The following is a 15,026-nucleotide window of genomic DNA, read 5'->3' as shown; positions in this document are numbered from 1 at the left end:
ATTAGCGAATATCAGCCATCTATTGCACAGGTGCTGAATATTACAGAATTAGTCTCGCAGTCGATAAAGTCGTGTGATGAATACTTAGAGGCTGCTTTGGTGTATTCGATGCAGCATCCAATGTACTCATTACATAAAAAAGAGTTGAGTTTGCTAGCACAAATATTAATTAGGTTGGGATATAGACTATCAACCCGAACAGCTAACGAATTGCTGATACGCTATTCCCAACACTCAGTGTTAGTTACTTTCGCAAATGATCAGTTCAGCGCCCAAGCTATCATTAAAAAACACGTAATTTATAATTAAAAGCCTTTGCAAATGCAAAGGCTGATATTTTTCACTGCGCTGACCGCTGACCGCTGACCGCTGACCGCTGACCGCTGACCGCTGACCGCTGACCGCTGACCGCTGACCGCTGACCGCTGACCGTTACCAGATCATCTCGACGAACTCTGGGTGATCAACAAATGGATTACGATTACCTTGATGCTCATAAGCGGCTTGGTTTCTATCTAGTTCAAGCTGACTGACAGGATCGTCGTTATGCCAATTAACCAACATAGTGACTACCCAATTCTCAAATACTTGGTTACTAGAGCCGTTAAGTACGGCATTACTAGCCGTGGTGTTGTTTTGCCACGCTCCAATGACATTCTCATAGCGGGTTGCCATATAAAAGTAGGCGCGTGCAAAGTCACCTTTAAATTCATCGATTGGCTCAAATACCGTACCTGAGTAATTAATTGAGCTTGCTGCACTGCCCAGTTTACTGCCATTACTTGAGGTGTAGCTGGCGCTGCCTACTTCACCAAACGGATAATTGCTGCGTTTTGAATTGACGTAACCATCGGTGGCAAAAATATGATGTACGTCTGAATTCATAGGCTCATTTGTGCCGCCAAACCAACTTTTCGGGAATGAATGTTCGCGGTTATAACAATCACCTTCGCCTCTGTAGGTACCACATTGATCCGTAACAGCGACGTAGTTATAACTGTCTTGGCCCATTGGATTTTCAGCATAGCGATCGAGGATCGAATTGTCGTTTTCAAAGTATTTATCGCGAGATGCGCTATCGTAAAAACTCCAAATTGCTGAATATCCCTGTGAATTGTGGTCTTTTATAATATTGTATAGCTCTGATTTTAGAGCGTAGCCTGTTAAACCTTGGGTTGTGACATAATAACCACTTGGCTCTGTGGGGGGCGTTTCTGGGTTAGTATCATCGCCCAGTGTGAATGGCGTTGCTTCGCTAGTTTGAAAGCTACTGCCGCTTGCAAGAGGTGTTTGCTCAAATGTGAGCGCGTAACTGCCATCACCAAATGAACAGCAGATACCATCACCATAACTATCAAAAATACTAAAGGTATAATCGCCATCCACTAAACAGGCTTGCTCTGAGTAGCTACTATTGCCACTATAATCGCCACCAGATGCAACGGGTGTACCTTGTGCATTAGTAATTTGCCAACTTGTCTCTTCGCCATAGTTATCTGTAGTGAGCGCTAAACTAACAGTGTTATCAGCACAACTGGTCGGTGTTGGTGTGCTGCCAGCAGAATTTGGCATAAAACTATCTACATAAAGAGTTTCACTGCCATCAAAACCGCTAACATCATAAAAGCGTAGGCCAACGCTAATGGTCGTGTTACTTGATGCTGTGTATGTATAGCTGATCTGTTGCCATTGATTTAAAAGTGCAGGGTTTGAGTAGCCTTGATAGTCGTCAGCAATTAGGCGCGCTTTAACACCTCCTTCAGTGTGGTAAACCCAGCTTGAAAATAGATAGCTTTGGCCTGCCTCAACAGTTATCTGTTGCAGTAAATCCGTATTACTTTGGCTTGCTGTATTCACCTCTACTTTTGCAGCGAGTGAACCGCTGTTGACGATAGAGCTTGACGGCGATAGCGTAATACCAGAATCAATAGTGCTCCAATTGTTAGGGGTATTACCAGACCAGTTTTCAAAGTCGCCATTATCAATGGCGGCTAAGCAAGGTAGTGCTGCTAATAAAACAGCACTGGCGAGTATGCATTTTTTATATGTCCCGTGTGACATAGTGTTTCCTTATTGTTATGGGCGCACAAAATGTGGCCAATTCCACTATACCGTACCCGAGTTTTGTTGCAAAAAAGTTAACTTATTATTTCGTAATCAAGATTGATAATGACTATTTTTGAGAGGTGATTAGGGTGTTGCGTTAGCAGACGGGCACTGTTTCTAGCTTTTAATCTGTTTTTACTGGTTAATTTATAAATTAAGAACTAAATGGAATAACAAAGCAGATTCTATTCTTTTTTTATTGGCGCATACCCCGTTATTCTTCACACTCAGAGAAATCTTTAGGGCCTGAGTTATTTGCCTTAAAGTCGACACAAATTTTAGGCAAAGTGATTGACTGTGAACGGTGATCATTTTGTAGATAACTTTCAGGGTTACGGGGAATTAATTCATGTTGTTAGGTCAACTCAATGCTGCGGCAAGTCCACTATCGCAAGAGCAAGTACAGAAGCTACAAGGTTTAGTTGCTGAGCTCAATCCAATTCAGCAAGCATGGGTAAGTGGCTACCTTGCTGCGAACGCCAATACGGCAGCTTTAGGTGGCGTTGTTGGTGCAGCACCAAGTGCAGGAGAAGCGGCCGCATTAACTATCTTGTACGGTTCACAAACCGGCAATGCGAAAGGTGTAGCAACGAAACTTAAAGAACAAGCTGAATCACGTGGTCTTGCGGTCAAGTTGGTTAGCATGTCTGATTACAAACCAACAGCCCTGAAAAAAGAAAAGTTCCTTAGCGTTGTAGTTTCAACTTATGGTGAGGGTGAGCCACCAGAGGATGCAGAAACATTGCATGAGTTTTTGGCAACCAAAAAAGCCCCTAAGCTCGATGGCGTGAAAATTGCGGTAATTGGTTTGGGCGACTCAAGCTATGAGTTTTTCTGCCAAACAGCAAAAGACTTTGAACAACGCTTAAATAAACTGGGTGCAGAGACTATTTATCAGCGCGCTGATTTAGATGTTGATTATGATGATGAAGCGGCAACGTGGATCACGGGTGCCCTTGATGCGTTTGAACCTGATTTAAAAGCACAGCAAGGTGCAACTGCAGGTCAAGTGGTTTCATTTGGTGCACCTGCAACGGCTGCTAGTCAATATACCAAGCAAAACCCATTTGCGGCAGAGCTGAGCCTAGTACAAAAGATCACAGGCCGTGATTCAACAAAAGACGTGCGTCACGTTGAAATTTCACTAGAAGGTTCAGATATTACCTATACGCCGGGTGACTCGCTAGGTGTGTATTTTTTAAATGATGAAGCTTTAGTTGATGAAGTGCTAGAACTTACGCAAATTGATGCGGCAGCTATTGTTAAATTAGGCGAGGAAGAACTTAGCGTTCGTGATGCTTTAATCGAAAAACTTGAGTTAACTCAATCATACCCAGGCTTTGTTGAAAAGTACGCCGTGGCGACGGGTACACCTGAGTTATTAAAGCTGGTTGAAGATAAAGCAGCAATGCGTGAATACATTGAGCCTCGCCAAATCTTCGATGTGATCCGCCAAAACCCAGCCAAGCTTGAAGCGCAAACACTCGTTGATTGTTTACGTAAATTACAAGCGCGTTTGTATTCAATTGCGTCAAGCCAAGCTGAGGTTGAAGACGAAGTTCATTTAACGATTGGCTTGGTTGAGTTTGAAGCTTTTGGTAGTGAACATTTAGGTGGTTGCTCTGGTTATTTAGCACGTCGCGCTGAAGAAGGCTGTAAAGTAAAAGTATTTAGCGAGCATAACGATAACTTCCGTTTACCAGCGAACGATGAAACACCGGTGATCATGGTAGGTCCTGGAACGGGTATTGCGCCGTTCCGCGCATTCTTACAAGAGCGTGATGCCCGTGAAGCATCAGGTAAAAATTGGTTATTCTTTGGTAACCCACATTTTACTCAAGATTTCTTATACCAAGTGGAAATCCAAGGTTACTTAAAATCAGGCCTACTGAGTAAAGTTGATGTGGCATTTAGTCGTGACCAAGCTGAGAAAGTTTATGTTCAAGATAAGCTACGTCAAAACAGTAAAGATGTATTTGCATGGCTAGAAGCGGGCGCGCATTTTTATATTTGTGGTGATGCAAATCGTATGGCGAAAGATGTACATCAAGCTTTGCTTGATATCATCAAAGAAAACAGCGGTAAAAATGATGAAGACGCTGAGCAGTATTTAAAAGATTTACGTAGCGCAAATCGCTATCAGAAAGACGTGTACTAAACGTACACGTTGCTTACTTTATAAAAGCAAAGCTAACAGCCGTCACTGTAACTAATTTAGGATTTACCATGAGCGAACAAGATAAAAACGTAAAGCTTTCTGATAACGAGCGTTTGAAAAGAGAAAGTAACTTTTTACGTGGCACAATTGAGCAAGATTTAAAAGACGAGATCACCGGTGGTTTTACTGCGGATAACTTCCAACTGATCCGTTTCCACGGTATGTATCAACAAGATGACCGTGATATTCGCCCTGAGCGCGCGAAGCAAAAGCTGGAGCCATTACATAATGTAATGCTACGAGCACGTATGCCAGGTGGCATCATCAAGCCAGAGCAATGGCTGGCGATTGATAAATTTGCCGATGAAAAAACCAGCTATGGCAGCATTCGTTTAACCACCCGTCAAACGTTTCAGTTTCATGGGGTATTAAAGCCAAACATTAAAGGCATGCACCAAATGCTAAATAGTGTGGGCATTGATTCTATCGCGACTGCAGGTGATGTTAACCGAAACGTACTGTGTACCACTAACCCTGTGGAATCTGAACTTCATCAAGAAGCCTACGAGTGGGCGGCAAAGATCTCTGAGCATTTATTACCAAAAACTAAAGCATACGCTGAAATTTGGTTAAATGGCGAAAAGGCCGAAACTACTGAAGAGCCTATTTTAGGATCTAACTACTTACCACGTAAGTTTAAAACCACAGTGACCATTCCACCGAATAACGAAGTGGATGTACACGCAAATGATTTAAACTTTGTGGCAATTGCTGACAATGGCAAGCTCGTTGGTTTTAACGTGCTGGTTGGCGGCGGCTTAGCGATGACCCATGGCGATACAGCGACTTATCCACGTAAAGCGGATGATTTTGGTTTTATACCGCTTGAGCATACGTTAAAAATTGCTGAGCACGTGGTATCTGTACAGCGTGATTGGGGTAACCGCTCAAACCGTAAAAATGCAAAGACTAAGTACACATTAGATCGTGTTGGTGCAGATGTATTTAAAGCAGAAGTAGAAAAACGCGCAGGAGTGACGTTTGCAGACAGTCGTCCGTATGAGTTTACTCATCGAGGTGACCGCATAGGTTGGGTTGAAGGCATTGATGGCAAGCATCACTTAACATTATTTATTCAAAGTGGTCGTATTTTAGATTATCCAGGTAAGCCACTTAAGACAGGTTGTCGTAAAATTGCTGAAGTTCACCAAGGTGATATGCGCATGACGGCAAACCAAAACTTGATCATTGCCGGTGTTCCAGCGGATCAAAAAGCAGTCATTGAAGAAATTGCTCGTAATCATGGCTTGATTGATGATAACGATTCAGAGCAACGTAAAAATTCGATGGCCTGTGTGGCCTTGCCAACTTGTCCATTAGCCATGGCAGAAGCTGAGCGTTATTTACCAAGCTTAATTGAGAAGACAGAAGCTTTACTTGCTAAGCATGGTATTCCTAATGACAGCATAATCATGCGCGTTGTTGGTTGCCCGAATGGTTGTGGTCGTGCAATGTTGGCTGAGGCGGGTTTAGTTGGTAAAGGACCTGGTAAATATAACGTGTATCTAGGGGGCAACCTTGAAGGCACGCGCATTCCTAAGTTGTATTTAGAAAATGTCGGTGAAGATGTGTATTTAGAGGCCTTTGACAAATTAATAGGTCAATGGGCAAGCGAGCGTAATGACGGCGAATGTTTTGGTGACTTTGTGATCCGTAAAGGCATCGTCGCTGAAGTTAAAGTCTCAGTAACCGATTTCCACGCATAATTTAAAACCAGTGCAAAGCACTGGTTAAGGTTTGGAATTTACTATGAGTGAATTTAAAAACATATTACAGCTAGATAAAGAAAGCCAAGCAGCATTGCTTGCTGATGCTAACGGCGTATTGAAAGATATGAGTGCCGAGCAGCGTGTAGCGTGGGCGCTTGAGAATTTGCCTGATACACAGTTTTTATCATCAAGCTTTGGTATTCAAGCAGCGGTGATGTTGCATTTAGTAACCTCGCTAAAACCTGATATTCCTGTGGTACTTACCGATACGGGCTATTTGTTTCCAGAGACTTATCAGTTTATTGAGCAATTAACCGAACGTTTATCACTTAATTTAAAAGTGTATAAATCGCACCTTAGTCCAGCATGGCAAGAAGCTAAGTTTGGTAAATTGTGGGAGCAAGGTGAGGCGGGTATAAAGCAATATAATCAGCTTAATAAAGTTGAGCCTATGACCCGTGCTTTAAAAGAGATTGATGCAGGAACTTGGTTTAGTGGTTTACGCCGCGATCAAGCGTCTACGCGTGCTGACAAACAAATTGTTGAGATCAGCCGTGGTACAGTTAAAGTTTATCCAATTATTGAATGGACTAATCGTGATGTATATCAATATTTAACTAAGCATGATTTACCGTATCATCCGCTTTGGGAGCAAGGCTATGTGTCTATGGGGGATGTTCATACCACGCGTAAATTAGAGCCGGGCATGACCGAAGAAGAAACCCGCTTTTTTGGCTTAAACCGCGAGTGTGGCTTGCATATTGATGGTGATGGCATTTAGCCTCAAGCACAGCTCTATAACGATTATCGAAACGCAGCCTAGCTGCGTTTTCTATTTTTGACTACAATTAATCATTATAAATTCATGCTCACGTATTTTATGAAACCGTTTTGTGCAATTTTCTTTTGGCTTTTTTCTAGCAGCCTTTTTGCCGATAGCCTTCGCATTGCGTTACCCGATGAAGATTATCCCCCTTATCATTTTGTGGATGCGCAACATAAAGGTATTTTAAATGACGTCATTACATTATTTTCGACAACAACGGGCACTCAGATTGACTATACCTTCGTACCTGAAATGCGATCAGCAAAAATGGTGCAACGAGGTGAGGTTGATGCTCGGATGGAATCTGAAGTGTGGCTGTCTAGTCATGAGCCATATTATTGGAGTCAAGAAATTGTGCGAATCGAAGATGTAATGGTTGTTGCACAAGGTGCTAAACTTATTGACCTTCAGCAACTGGATAACCTAAAAAGTGGTGTTTTACTTGGCCGTTTTGGTTATGTTTATCCAACATTTGAGTTGCTAGTAAAGAATAAAGTACTACATCGTGAAAACTATTATTCAGATCTAGCTATGTTGCAAAGTTTGTATAGAGATACACATGCTGGTAGGCGCTTTGCTGTGATGTCGAGATCACAAATCGATTGGTATGTACGCCAGTATCCAGAATTATCTGCTTTGGTTGTCAGTAATGAAAACGTAGGTAAGGCGCCACTACAACTACAGTTTTCTTATAATTCTCGGGGTAAGAAATACGCAAAAGAATTTAATGATTTTTTACAGAGGTTGAAAGATAGTGGCGAGCTAGCTAGAATCATAGCTCGCTATCAATGATAGTGATGGAGATTTTTAACTCAAAGGATTGAAAATGAAGTACTTTTCGTATTTAGTAATTATGATATTGCTAATTAGTGTTACAGCATTATTTTATTTACAACGCCCTGATGGTCAACCATGGTTAACGAGTGATGAAATAACTCGTCAATCTCGTGAGATAAAAGAGCAAGTCGTTGGATTATCTACTGACACCTTTGCTCACGCTGTTAAGACCGTCAGTGATACCAGCAAAAAAGTCGCCGCGTCAATCACTTCGAATAGTTCATCTGAGGCTATTGTCATTTATAAATGGCAAGATAAACAAGGACAGTGGCATTATTCAGATAACCCTAACCCTGATGGCAACAGCCAGCAAATGTTACTCGACCCGAACGATATTACGGTTGTTGCAGCCGAAGATACCGCGATTCTCAAAGGTAGTGCTAAAGCAGCACCTGATATGCCGCTTACGCCAAGTGGGGTATATGACCCTTTAGTGATAAAAAAGCTATTTGAAGATGCAGAGCAGGCAAAGAGTGCGTTAGAGCAGCGCACAAAGGCGTTGGAAGCGGCTCAGTAATAAACCTTTTTACAGCTTTATGAGCGTTTTATTGTGTATGCTGATCGTGTTCGGCTTCCATTTTCATCAGCAAAATCGTGAGATAAATTTTAGTCGGTAATGAACATAAAATTCCAACAGCAATAAAAACTGCACCGATCATAATGCTATGGATACTATTTTGTTGAGCAAAAATATCTGAAACTAGCAAATAATGCCCTGTTAAAATCAGTGTAATACCGAGAGCTATAAAAATTTTTAAAACTCTTATGATTTTTTGCTCTGTCATACTTTGCTCAGTCATAGAATGCACCTATTAGTGGTTAAGCTGAACTGAAGTTAATTAACAACATTAAGTATAGGTAATAAGTGGCGGGGTAGAATTGTTTTACATCAAAAAAAGAGGGCTAAGCAAATTAAATCTGCAAAGCCCTAACTCGTTATTAGTTACTGAGCATATTACGCAAGACGTATTGTAAAATGCCGCCGTGCTTGTAGTAATCCCACTCTTTAGGGGTATCGATTCGAACATCGGCGCTAAAGTTAACTTGTTTACCTTCGCTGTTGGTAGCAATCACGCTCACTTCTGCGGTTTTGTCATACAAGCCATCAATGTCAAATTGCTCTTGACCAGTCAAACCAAGGGATTCATGACTTTCACCATCTTTAAATTGTAGCGGTAATACACCCATACCAATTAGATTAGAGCGGTGAATGCGTTCATAGCTTTGTGCGATGACAGCTTTAACACCAAGTAATAGCGAGCCTTTTGCTGCCCAGTCGCGAGAAGAGCCAGTACCATATTCAGCACCTGCAAGTATAACTAATGGCGTGCCTTGTTGTTGATAAGCCATCGCCGCATCATAAATACTAGCAAGTTCATCCTCAGGTTGTGTGCGAGTTACACCACCTTCAGTGCCAGGGGCTAATAAGTTTTTCAATCTTACGTTAGCGAATGTACCGCGCATCATGACTTCGTGATTACCACGACGTGAACCGTAAGAGTTGAATTGTGCCTTCTCGACACCATGTTCTTGCAAGTAGAGACCGGCGGGGGCATCAGCTTTTATAGCTCCTGCTGGGGAGATATGGTCAGTAGTAACAGAGTCGCCAAGTTTTGCTAAACAGCGTGCGCCGTTAATTGCGGGGATCCCAGGTGGCTCTACTGTCATACCATCAAAAAAGGGCGCTTTTTTGATATAAGTGGAAGCGTCATTCCAATCATACAGTTTGCCATCGGGAATTTTAATTTGTTGCCAGCGATCATCACCCTTGTAGACATTGCCATAACTTGAAGCAAACATTTCTTTAGTGACGGTTTTTTTCACTAGTTCATTTACTTCACTTACTGTAGGCCAGATGTTTTTTAGGTAAATATCGTTGCCGTTAGCATCTTGCGCCAATGGCTCGTTATAAACATCTATATCAGTGCGTCCAGCAATTGCGTACGCAACAACCAATGGCGGTGAGGCTAAAAAGTTCATTTTTACATCTTGGTGAATACGTCCTTCAAAATTACGGTTACCTGATAAGATAGAACTGACTACCAGTTTATGCTTTTGGATCGCATCAGATATTTCATCCGCAAGTGGGCCTGAGTTACCGATACAGGTTGTGCAACCATAACCTACCAAGTTAAAGCCAAGAGCATCTAAATCATCCATTAGGCCTGCTCTTTCTAAGTAGTCAGTGACCACTTGTGAGCCTGGCGCCAGTGATGTTTTTACCCAAGGTTTTACGCTAATTCCTAACTGACGCGCTTTTTGCGCTACTAAACCTGCGGCTAAAACCACGCTAGGGTTGGAGGTGTTAGTACAGCTAGTAATAGCTGCAATCACACACGCGCCATCTTTAAGCTCAAATTCTTGGTCTTTAAAATTAACCTTTGCAGCGCCCATAAATTGCGCTTCGTTGACTGGTTCGTCTGGGTTCGTGGCAGGACCTTCGCTTTCAATGCGTGCTTGTTGTTCGTCACTGTTATCACGTTTAGCTAAGCGCTCATCTTGAAAGGTTTTTAAATGCTTGGTAATGATGTCGCCAGCTTGATCTAATGCAATTCTGTCTTGTGGGCGTTTTGGCCCCGCTAGGCTTGGCACCACATCGCTGAGGTTTAACTCAAGTTTATCGGTGTAATTAGCCTCATCACCATCGTTACGCCATAGCCCTTGATGTTTGGCGTAGTCTCCAATCAGTTTTAGCTGCTCTTCATCACGATTAGTTAAGCGCAGGTAACTAATGGTTTCATCATCGATAGGGAAAATACCACAGGTTGCACCATATTCGGGGGCCATGTTTGCTATGGTTGCCCGATCGGCTAATGGTAAATCAGCAAGGCCATCACCATAAAATTCAACAAACTTACCCACTACACCATGTTTGCGCAGTATCTCTGTTACTGTAAGTACTAAATCGGTCGCAGTAGTGCCTTCAGCTAAACGGCCACTGAGCTTCATACCCACAACCTGTGGGATCAGTAAGCTAATAGGCTGACCCAGCATTGCAGCTTCGGCTTCAATGCCACCGACACCCCAACCAAGTACGCCCAGGCCATTGATCATAGTAGTATGAGAGTCAGTACCGACCAATGTATCTGGGTAAGCAAATTTTTGGCCGTTGCGCTCTTCATTAAATACTACGCGGGCTAAATACTCTAAGTTAACTTGGTGAACAATACCGGTAGCGGGGGGGACTACTTTTAAATTATCAAAAGCGGTTTGACCCCAACGTAAAAACTCGTAGCGCTCTTTATTGCGCTCATATTCTAACTTAGCATTTAAATCAAACGAGCCATCATTACCATAGCCATCTACTTGAACAGAATGGTCAATGACTAGCTCAGCAGGCGAGAGTGGATTTATTTTTGCGGGATCGCCACCGAGTTTTTCCATAGCGTCGCGCATTGCGGCTAAATCAACGATTGCGGGTACACCTGTAAAGTCTTGCATAACTACACGCGCTGGCGTAAATGCTACTTCGGCGGTAGGTTTGGCTTGCGGATCCCACTCTAATAATGCATCGATATCTTGTGCTTTAATGTTAACGCCATCTTCATTGCGCAATAGGTTTTCAAGTAGAATTTTCAACGAGAACGGCAATCGTTTGGCTTTATCGCCTAACCCTTGTAGTGAATGAATATGAAACTGCTCGCCATTAATTGTGAGCTGTTTTTGGGTATCAAAACTATTATTCATTATGTGCCCCTTTACTAAATTAAAATGAGTGGAAAAACCTCTAATGTTTATAGGTTTGCAAACTGCATACCAAGGTCGAATATTTAAAAGTGATGTGCTTTTTTTATACAGTTATTGTAGTAGAGATGCGATTTAAAGGTAAAAAATCAAGGGGAAGTTTTTATTGGGCCAAAACTAATATTGGCCCAAGTATGAATTAATTTAACCAGTGTTGCAGCTTGCCTCGATGGCTAAGGTGCAATAATAAAATCGCGATGATTATCACCAGCAGTGGCATAAAGACAGCACTTGCACCGAGTAGTTCGATACTGTTAATAATGATGAAATTATAAAATTGTTGGATCAAAATTGCGATTAAAGACAGCGTAAAACAGGTTCGTGCAACGGCTTTTTTAAGTAACAAAAAAATACAGCCTAATGTGCCACTAAAAACGGCTACAGCAAATGCCAAAGTTGCCCACAGAGGGGTATTTGAATAGGCAGCTTGTTGATCTGCAGGAAGTTTACTAATCATCTCTGGGGTCATAAGCAGCTGCATAATAAACGCAATCACCCCAAGTAAATTCCAAACTAATGCGGCCCAAGCAACGCTTTTAAGCCAGCTAGGAGCTGTTGAAGTCGTCATAAATATTTTCTAATTGTTATTGTTCAGAAAGTAATTAAAGACGACCTTAATACGTTTTACAAGTTAGGTTGGTGATTAACCAAATGAAATCGGACGACGGCCCGTTTTTTCATCTACTTTCGGCTTTTTAGTTCGTTTACGTTTGTTTTTAGGTGCCGCTGGTGTTTCTTGCACAGGGCTTTTTGCACTTTCAGATTGAGTATTTTCCACAGGGCGCTGTGCCGGTGTTGCATCTTCACTTAGCGTTAATTGAAATAACTCACCATCAAATTCAAGCACATCACCACTGTATAATTTTTTCCGTTTGATTGTACAAATTTCATGGTTAACACCGACATAACCTTCAGTGATGAGGTTTTTTGCTTGGCCGCCACCTTCAACTAAATCAAGAACTTTTAAAAGTTTACATAACTCAATCGGTTCTTCTTCTAATTCAATTTCAATGTATTCGTCGTTCATGTTTGATCTCATTAAGGTAGGGCATAGCCTGTAGTATAAAGGCTTAGCGCGAATTTTGCATCAAGCACTATAAAGTCTACTAGGGATTAAATAAATTTAATCAGGCACATTTTTGTATTTCTCGCTGCCTTTAAAAAAACTGCAGTAATTGCAGTGTAAGCTGCCCCCGTGAAATCTGGCTTGTTATTTGCCATAAGTGATGAAAATCAATAACCGCTAGATACAGTAACTTAAGTGCTAAGGCACTGACAATGGAGTAGAAGATGGGCGTAAGATTAGCAATGAGAAAAGAGTTAATGGGTTTGAATAACTCAGATATGTTAACTGCTGATGATGTCAGAGCGCACCTAACCGAACAGGTAAAACAACAGCCACATAATACGCAAAAAGGCTTTTCGGTAATTTCAAAGTTTAATGATAACCACAGCCAGTTGCTCAGTGGCGATAGCAACCGAGAGCGTTTACTGGAATTTCAACGTCATCGTTTATTTAAAGATGTGCTTTACACCAGGAAAAGCGTTGATGCTTGGCTAAATAGCCAAATAAATTAAGTTGCTATAATAGGGCACCTCTAATAGACTACACTTGTAATCATTTGGAGGTGCTATGCGAAATGGAATTTTAATTTGCATGTTGTTATTACTAACTGCGTGCCAGCAACCAACAGTATATGTATATACACAAGCGTTAACAGACATACAAACACAACAGCTAACAATACGCTTGCAGCAACAATCATTACCGTATCAGTTTATTCAATTACCAATCCCCAAAGAGTTTGCCGCTGCGACTCTATTAACTTCTGAAGATAAGCTACTTACAGCCGAAACCGAGCAGCTTACTGGTATTATGCAAGCAATGGGTTATCAGCCGCAGATAAACTATGTATCGGCGGCTAATCATCATTATAGCGATGGCAATATTGGCTTTTACTTGCGCGGTGAGCATATTGAGCCGGGCTTTAATATGCCCAAGCTAATGCGCACAACCAACTGCTCAGAAGACAGATATAACAACTTACGGGTTACATTTAATGAAAACGTGGTTGCGTTTACATTACTTAATGGTGCGCGTGCCCACTTAGAGTGGCAGTTTTATGAAAATTATTTGGTCATCAATTATAGAGATATTTCGCAGTCCTACACGCATTCAACTCCTTTGGTTGCAACACCATTTGGTGAAAAACCCTCAGATACATATCGTTATACTGCGCATGTTGAGAGCCCACAATGGTTAAACTGCTCGCTGCAAGTTGTGTATATGGATTAGGAATAATTTAGTTTGTATCACTGTTTTGGTTATAATTGAATCAGGTTACTTGTTTTGTTGTCATTTTAGGTTCAAGAATAGTGAATATAACAGGGATGTAAATAATGGTGAATAAAGCATTTAAAAATGCAGGAATTTTGGGAAAGATATATACAGTAGGCGATCTTCTCTATAAAGAGTTTTTTAAGAAGCGTGAAGATGCGGAGCAGCAATACAGAAACTTACATCCTCTGCTAAAGATTACTTATGGGCAATCAGGTCGCGACTCTAGTGAGTTTATTAACCTATTAAATGTTTTTCTGTCACTAACTCCGGTAGGGGCAAAGCGTAGAAACTTCAAACGTAGGTATATAGATGACAAAGAGGGATGGAAAAAATTACCAAACGAGCCTGCAGAAATTCCATATGGGCATTGGTGGTGATATGAGTAACAATAAAAGACATTGGCAGATTGTTTTTTTCGTTCTTGCTTGTTTTGTTACATATGCAATTTATGATGCATTTACAGTTGCAGATATTGTTGCACCAACACACCCTCTTTTTGTAAGCATTTTAATACTAATTGCTGATCTGTTGATACTGTTAGGTGCATACAGTTACGCATTTAATAAATTCATAATTCGTTCCAAAGTCTTTTGGGTATTTGCAATTACATTCTTTTTTATTGTGAATTGCACTGCTTTAATTTATGAGCTTGTTAGTAACCACGTAGGCTATGAAGTGTACGATATGATTACTATGGCGGCCTTTTATTTATGTTTCAGCTTTATATTAGTGATACCTACTATTAAGCATATTAAAGATTTAAATAAAGTTACCTGATTGTTGATCAGCCGCGTGATTCTAGGTAGTGATTAAGTTTGGCTATACGCTCGCTCATACCTTCGATAATACGGTCTTTAATCTTTTCGCGGATCACATTGGGTAAACGGGTGAGTGATTCTGGGGTAATAGCTAATACGATGGTGTCGCTTTTAGCTCGAGCGCTGGTGCTACGCTCACGGTTGTTAATAAATGCACCTTCACCAATAAACTCACCAGGCTCAATAGTACCGAGATCAACTAGGTGACTGTGTTTGAAAACCGTAATAGCGCCACTTAAAATGATATAAAGGTGCTTATCATTATCAAATTGTTTGAATAAAAAACGATCTTTATTAATTAAATATAAATGGCTGAATGACTCAAGTAAAACTTGCCGCTCATTGAGGGTAAATTCTTTAAAAAAATTCAGCCGATTAATAATTTCCATCTGTTTTATCAGTGGAATATGTTCGATTAACTTCATTA

15 protein-coding genes are annotated in these 15,026 nt (G+C 41.2%); 9 read left to right on the top strand and 6 right to left on the bottom strand.

What is annotated here, in order from left to right; all coding sequences use genetic code 11:
• Positions 1-432 precede the first annotated feature (432 nt).
• Complete coding sequence (locus tag KAN5_RS13130; RefSeq protein ID WP_244389885.1) at positions 433-2,061, bottom strand: endonuclease; 1,629 nt, start codon at positions 2,059-2,061, stop codon at positions 433-435.
• 394 nt (positions 2,062-2,455) lie between these two features.
• Here KAN5_RS13130 and KAN5_RS13125 point away from each other — a divergent pair, with 394 nt between their 5' ends.
• The 5 genes from KAN5_RS13125 (at position 2,456) to KAN5_RS13105 (ending at position 8,213) form a co-directional block, all read left to right on the top strand.
• Positions 2,456-4,264 carry an assimilatory sulfite reductase (NADPH) flavoprotein subunit gene (locus tag KAN5_RS13125; protein ID WP_016709056.1) on the top strand — a complete coding sequence of 603 codons (1,809 nt, stop codon included), beginning with the start codon at positions 2,456-2,458 and terminating at the stop codon, positions 4,262-4,264.
• A 68-nt stretch (positions 4,265-4,332) separates the two neighbouring features.
• Positions 4,333-6,030 carry an assimilatory sulfite reductase (NADPH) hemoprotein subunit gene (cysI, locus tag KAN5_RS13120; RefSeq protein ID WP_016709057.1) on the top strand — a complete coding sequence of 566 codons (1,698 nt, stop codon included), beginning with the start codon at positions 4,333-4,335 and terminating at the stop codon, positions 6,028-6,030.
• Positions 6,031-6,073: 43 nt separating this feature from the next.
• Complete coding sequence (locus KAN5_RS13115; protein ID WP_016709058.1) at positions 6,074-6,814, top strand: phosphoadenylyl-sulfate reductase; 741 nt, start codon at positions 6,074-6,076, stop codon at positions 6,812-6,814.
• A 99-nt stretch (positions 6,815-6,913) separates the two neighbouring features.
• Positions 6,914-7,651 carry a transporter substrate-binding domain-containing protein gene (locus tag KAN5_RS13110; protein ID WP_016709059.1) on the top strand — a complete coding sequence of 246 codons (738 nt, stop codon included), beginning with the start codon at positions 6,914-6,916 and terminating at the stop codon, positions 7,649-7,651.
• 34 nt (positions 7,652-7,685) lie between these two features.
• Complete coding sequence (locus KAN5_RS13105) at positions 7,686-8,213, top strand: DUF4124 domain-containing protein (RefSeq protein WP_244389884.1); 528 nt, start codon at positions 7,686-7,688, stop codon at positions 8,211-8,213.
• A gap of 28 nt (positions 8,214-8,241) precedes the next feature.
• Here the strand turns inward: KAN5_RS13105 and KAN5_RS13100 are convergent, their stop codons facing one another.
• The 4 genes from KAN5_RS13100 to KAN5_RS13085 form a co-directional block, all read right to left on the bottom strand.
• Positions 8,242-8,496, bottom strand: a complete 255-nt coding sequence (locus tag KAN5_RS13100; protein WP_244389883.1) for a TMEM134 family protein — start codon at positions 8,494-8,496, stop codon at positions 8,242-8,244.
• A 139-nt stretch (positions 8,497-8,635) separates the two neighbouring features.
• On the bottom strand, positions 8,636-11,383 hold the full coding sequence (gene acnA, locus KAN5_RS13095; protein ID WP_244389882.1) for an aconitate hydratase AcnA: 2,748 nt from the start codon (positions 11,381-11,383) through the stop codon (positions 8,636-8,638).
• Between the two features lie 196 nt (positions 11,384-11,579).
• Positions 11,580-12,008, bottom strand: a complete 429-nt coding sequence (locus tag KAN5_RS13090; RefSeq protein WP_244389881.1) for a hypothetical protein — start codon at positions 12,006-12,008, stop codon at positions 11,580-11,582.
• A gap of 75 nt (positions 12,009-12,083) precedes the next feature.
• Complete coding sequence (locus tag KAN5_RS13085) at positions 12,084-12,467, bottom strand: RNA-binding S4 domain-containing protein (RefSeq protein ID WP_016709064.1); 384 nt, start codon at positions 12,465-12,467, stop codon at positions 12,084-12,086.
• Positions 12,468-12,730: 263 nt separating this feature from the next.
• On the opposite strand from KAN5_RS13085, the gene KAN5_RS13080 reads away from it, so the two are divergent.
• The 4 genes from KAN5_RS13080 (at position 12,731) to KAN5_RS13065 (ending at position 14,558) form a co-directional block, all read left to right on the top strand.
• Positions 12,731-13,018 carry a hypothetical protein gene (locus tag KAN5_RS13080; RefSeq protein WP_016709065.1) on the top strand — a complete coding sequence of 96 codons (288 nt, stop codon included), beginning with the start codon at positions 12,731-12,733 and terminating at the stop codon, positions 13,016-13,018.
• 55 nt (positions 13,019-13,073) lie between these two features.
• The gene (locus tag KAN5_RS13075) at positions 13,074-13,736 is read left to right on the top strand and encodes a hypothetical protein (RefSeq protein WP_244389880.1); all 663 of its coding nucleotides are present in this window, start codon (positions 13,074-13,076) and stop codon (positions 13,734-13,736) included.
• A gap of 104 nt (positions 13,737-13,840) precedes the next feature.
• Positions 13,841-14,158: a hypothetical protein gene (locus tag KAN5_RS13070; RefSeq protein WP_244389879.1), complete on the top strand. Its 318-nt coding sequence runs from the start codon at positions 13,841-13,843 to the stop codon at positions 14,156-14,158.
• Position 14,159: 1 nt separating this feature from the next.
• On the top strand, positions 14,160-14,558 hold the full coding sequence (locus KAN5_RS13065) for a hypothetical protein (RefSeq protein WP_244389878.1): 399 nt from the start codon (positions 14,160-14,162) through the stop codon (positions 14,556-14,558).
• Positions 14,559-14,565: 7 nt separating this feature from the next.
• On the opposite strand, the gene KAN5_RS13060 is transcribed toward KAN5_RS13065, so the two are convergent.
• Positions 14,566-15,024, bottom strand: coding sequence for a cyclic nucleotide-binding domain-containing protein (locus KAN5_RS13060; RefSeq protein WP_016709067.1), 459 nt, complete (start codon positions 15,022-15,024; stop codon positions 14,566-14,568).
• Between the last annotated feature and the right edge of the window lie 2 nt (positions 15,025-15,026).

It is taken from the genome of Pseudoalteromonas sp. KAN5, assembly GCF_022846535.1.
In the GTDB taxonomy this organism is placed as follows: domain Bacteria; phylum Pseudomonadota; class Gammaproteobacteria; order Enterobacterales; family Alteromonadaceae; genus Pseudoalteromonas; species Pseudoalteromonas haloplanktis.
This window is presented reverse-complemented; position numbering and strand designations above follow the sequence as displayed.

Bases quoted from the DNA above. Each gene is read 5' to 3' on its own strand.
- KAN5_RS13130 (WP_244389885.1), bottom strand. From the start codon at position 2,061: ATGTCACACGGGACATATAAAAAATGCATACTCGCCAGTGCTGTTTTA.
- KAN5_RS13125 (WP_016709056.1), top strand. From the start codon at position 2,456: ATGTTGTTAGGTCAACTCAATGCTGCGGCAAGTCCACTATCGCAAGAG.
- cysI (WP_016709057.1), top strand. From the start codon at position 4,333: ATGAGCGAACAAGATAAAAACGTAAAGCTTTCTGATAACGAGCGTTTG.
- KAN5_RS13115 (WP_016709058.1), top strand. From the start codon at position 6,074: ATGAGTGAATTTAAAAACATATTACAGCTAGATAAAGAAAGCCAAGCA.
- KAN5_RS13110 (WP_016709059.1), top strand. From the start codon at position 6,914: ATGAAACCGTTTTGTGCAATTTTCTTTTGGCTTTTTTCTAGCAGCCTT.
- KAN5_RS13105 (WP_244389884.1), top strand. From the start codon at position 7,686: ATGAAGTACTTTTCGTATTTAGTAATTATGATATTGCTAATTAGTGTT.
- KAN5_RS13100 (WP_244389883.1), bottom strand. From the start codon at position 8,496: ATGACTGAGCAAAGTATGACAGAGCAAAAAATCATAAGAGTTTTAAAA.
- acnA (WP_244389882.1), bottom strand. From the start codon at position 11,383: ATGAATAATAGTTTTGATACCCAAAAACAGCTCACAATTAATGGCGAG.
- KAN5_RS13090 (WP_244389881.1), bottom strand. From the start codon at position 12,008: ATGACGACTTCAACAGCTCCTAGCTGGCTTAAAAGCGTTGCTTGGGCC.
- KAN5_RS13085 (WP_016709064.1), bottom strand. From the start codon at position 12,467: ATGAACGACGAATACATTGAAATTGAATTAGAAGAAGAACCGATTGAG.
- KAN5_RS13080 (WP_016709065.1), top strand. From the start codon at position 12,731: ATGGGCGTAAGATTAGCAATGAGAAAAGAGTTAATGGGTTTGAATAAC.
- KAN5_RS13075 (WP_244389880.1), top strand. From the start codon at position 13,074: ATGCGAAATGGAATTTTAATTTGCATGTTGTTATTACTAACTGCGTGC.
- KAN5_RS13070 (WP_244389879.1), top strand. From the start codon at position 13,841: ATGGTGAATAAAGCATTTAAAAATGCAGGAATTTTGGGAAAGATATAT.
- KAN5_RS13065 (WP_244389878.1), top strand. From the start codon at position 14,160: ATGAGTAACAATAAAAGACATTGGCAGATTGTTTTTTTCGTTCTTGCT.
- KAN5_RS13060 (WP_016709067.1), bottom strand. From the start codon at position 15,024: ATGAAGTTAATCGAACATATTCCACTGATAAAACAGATGGAAATTATT.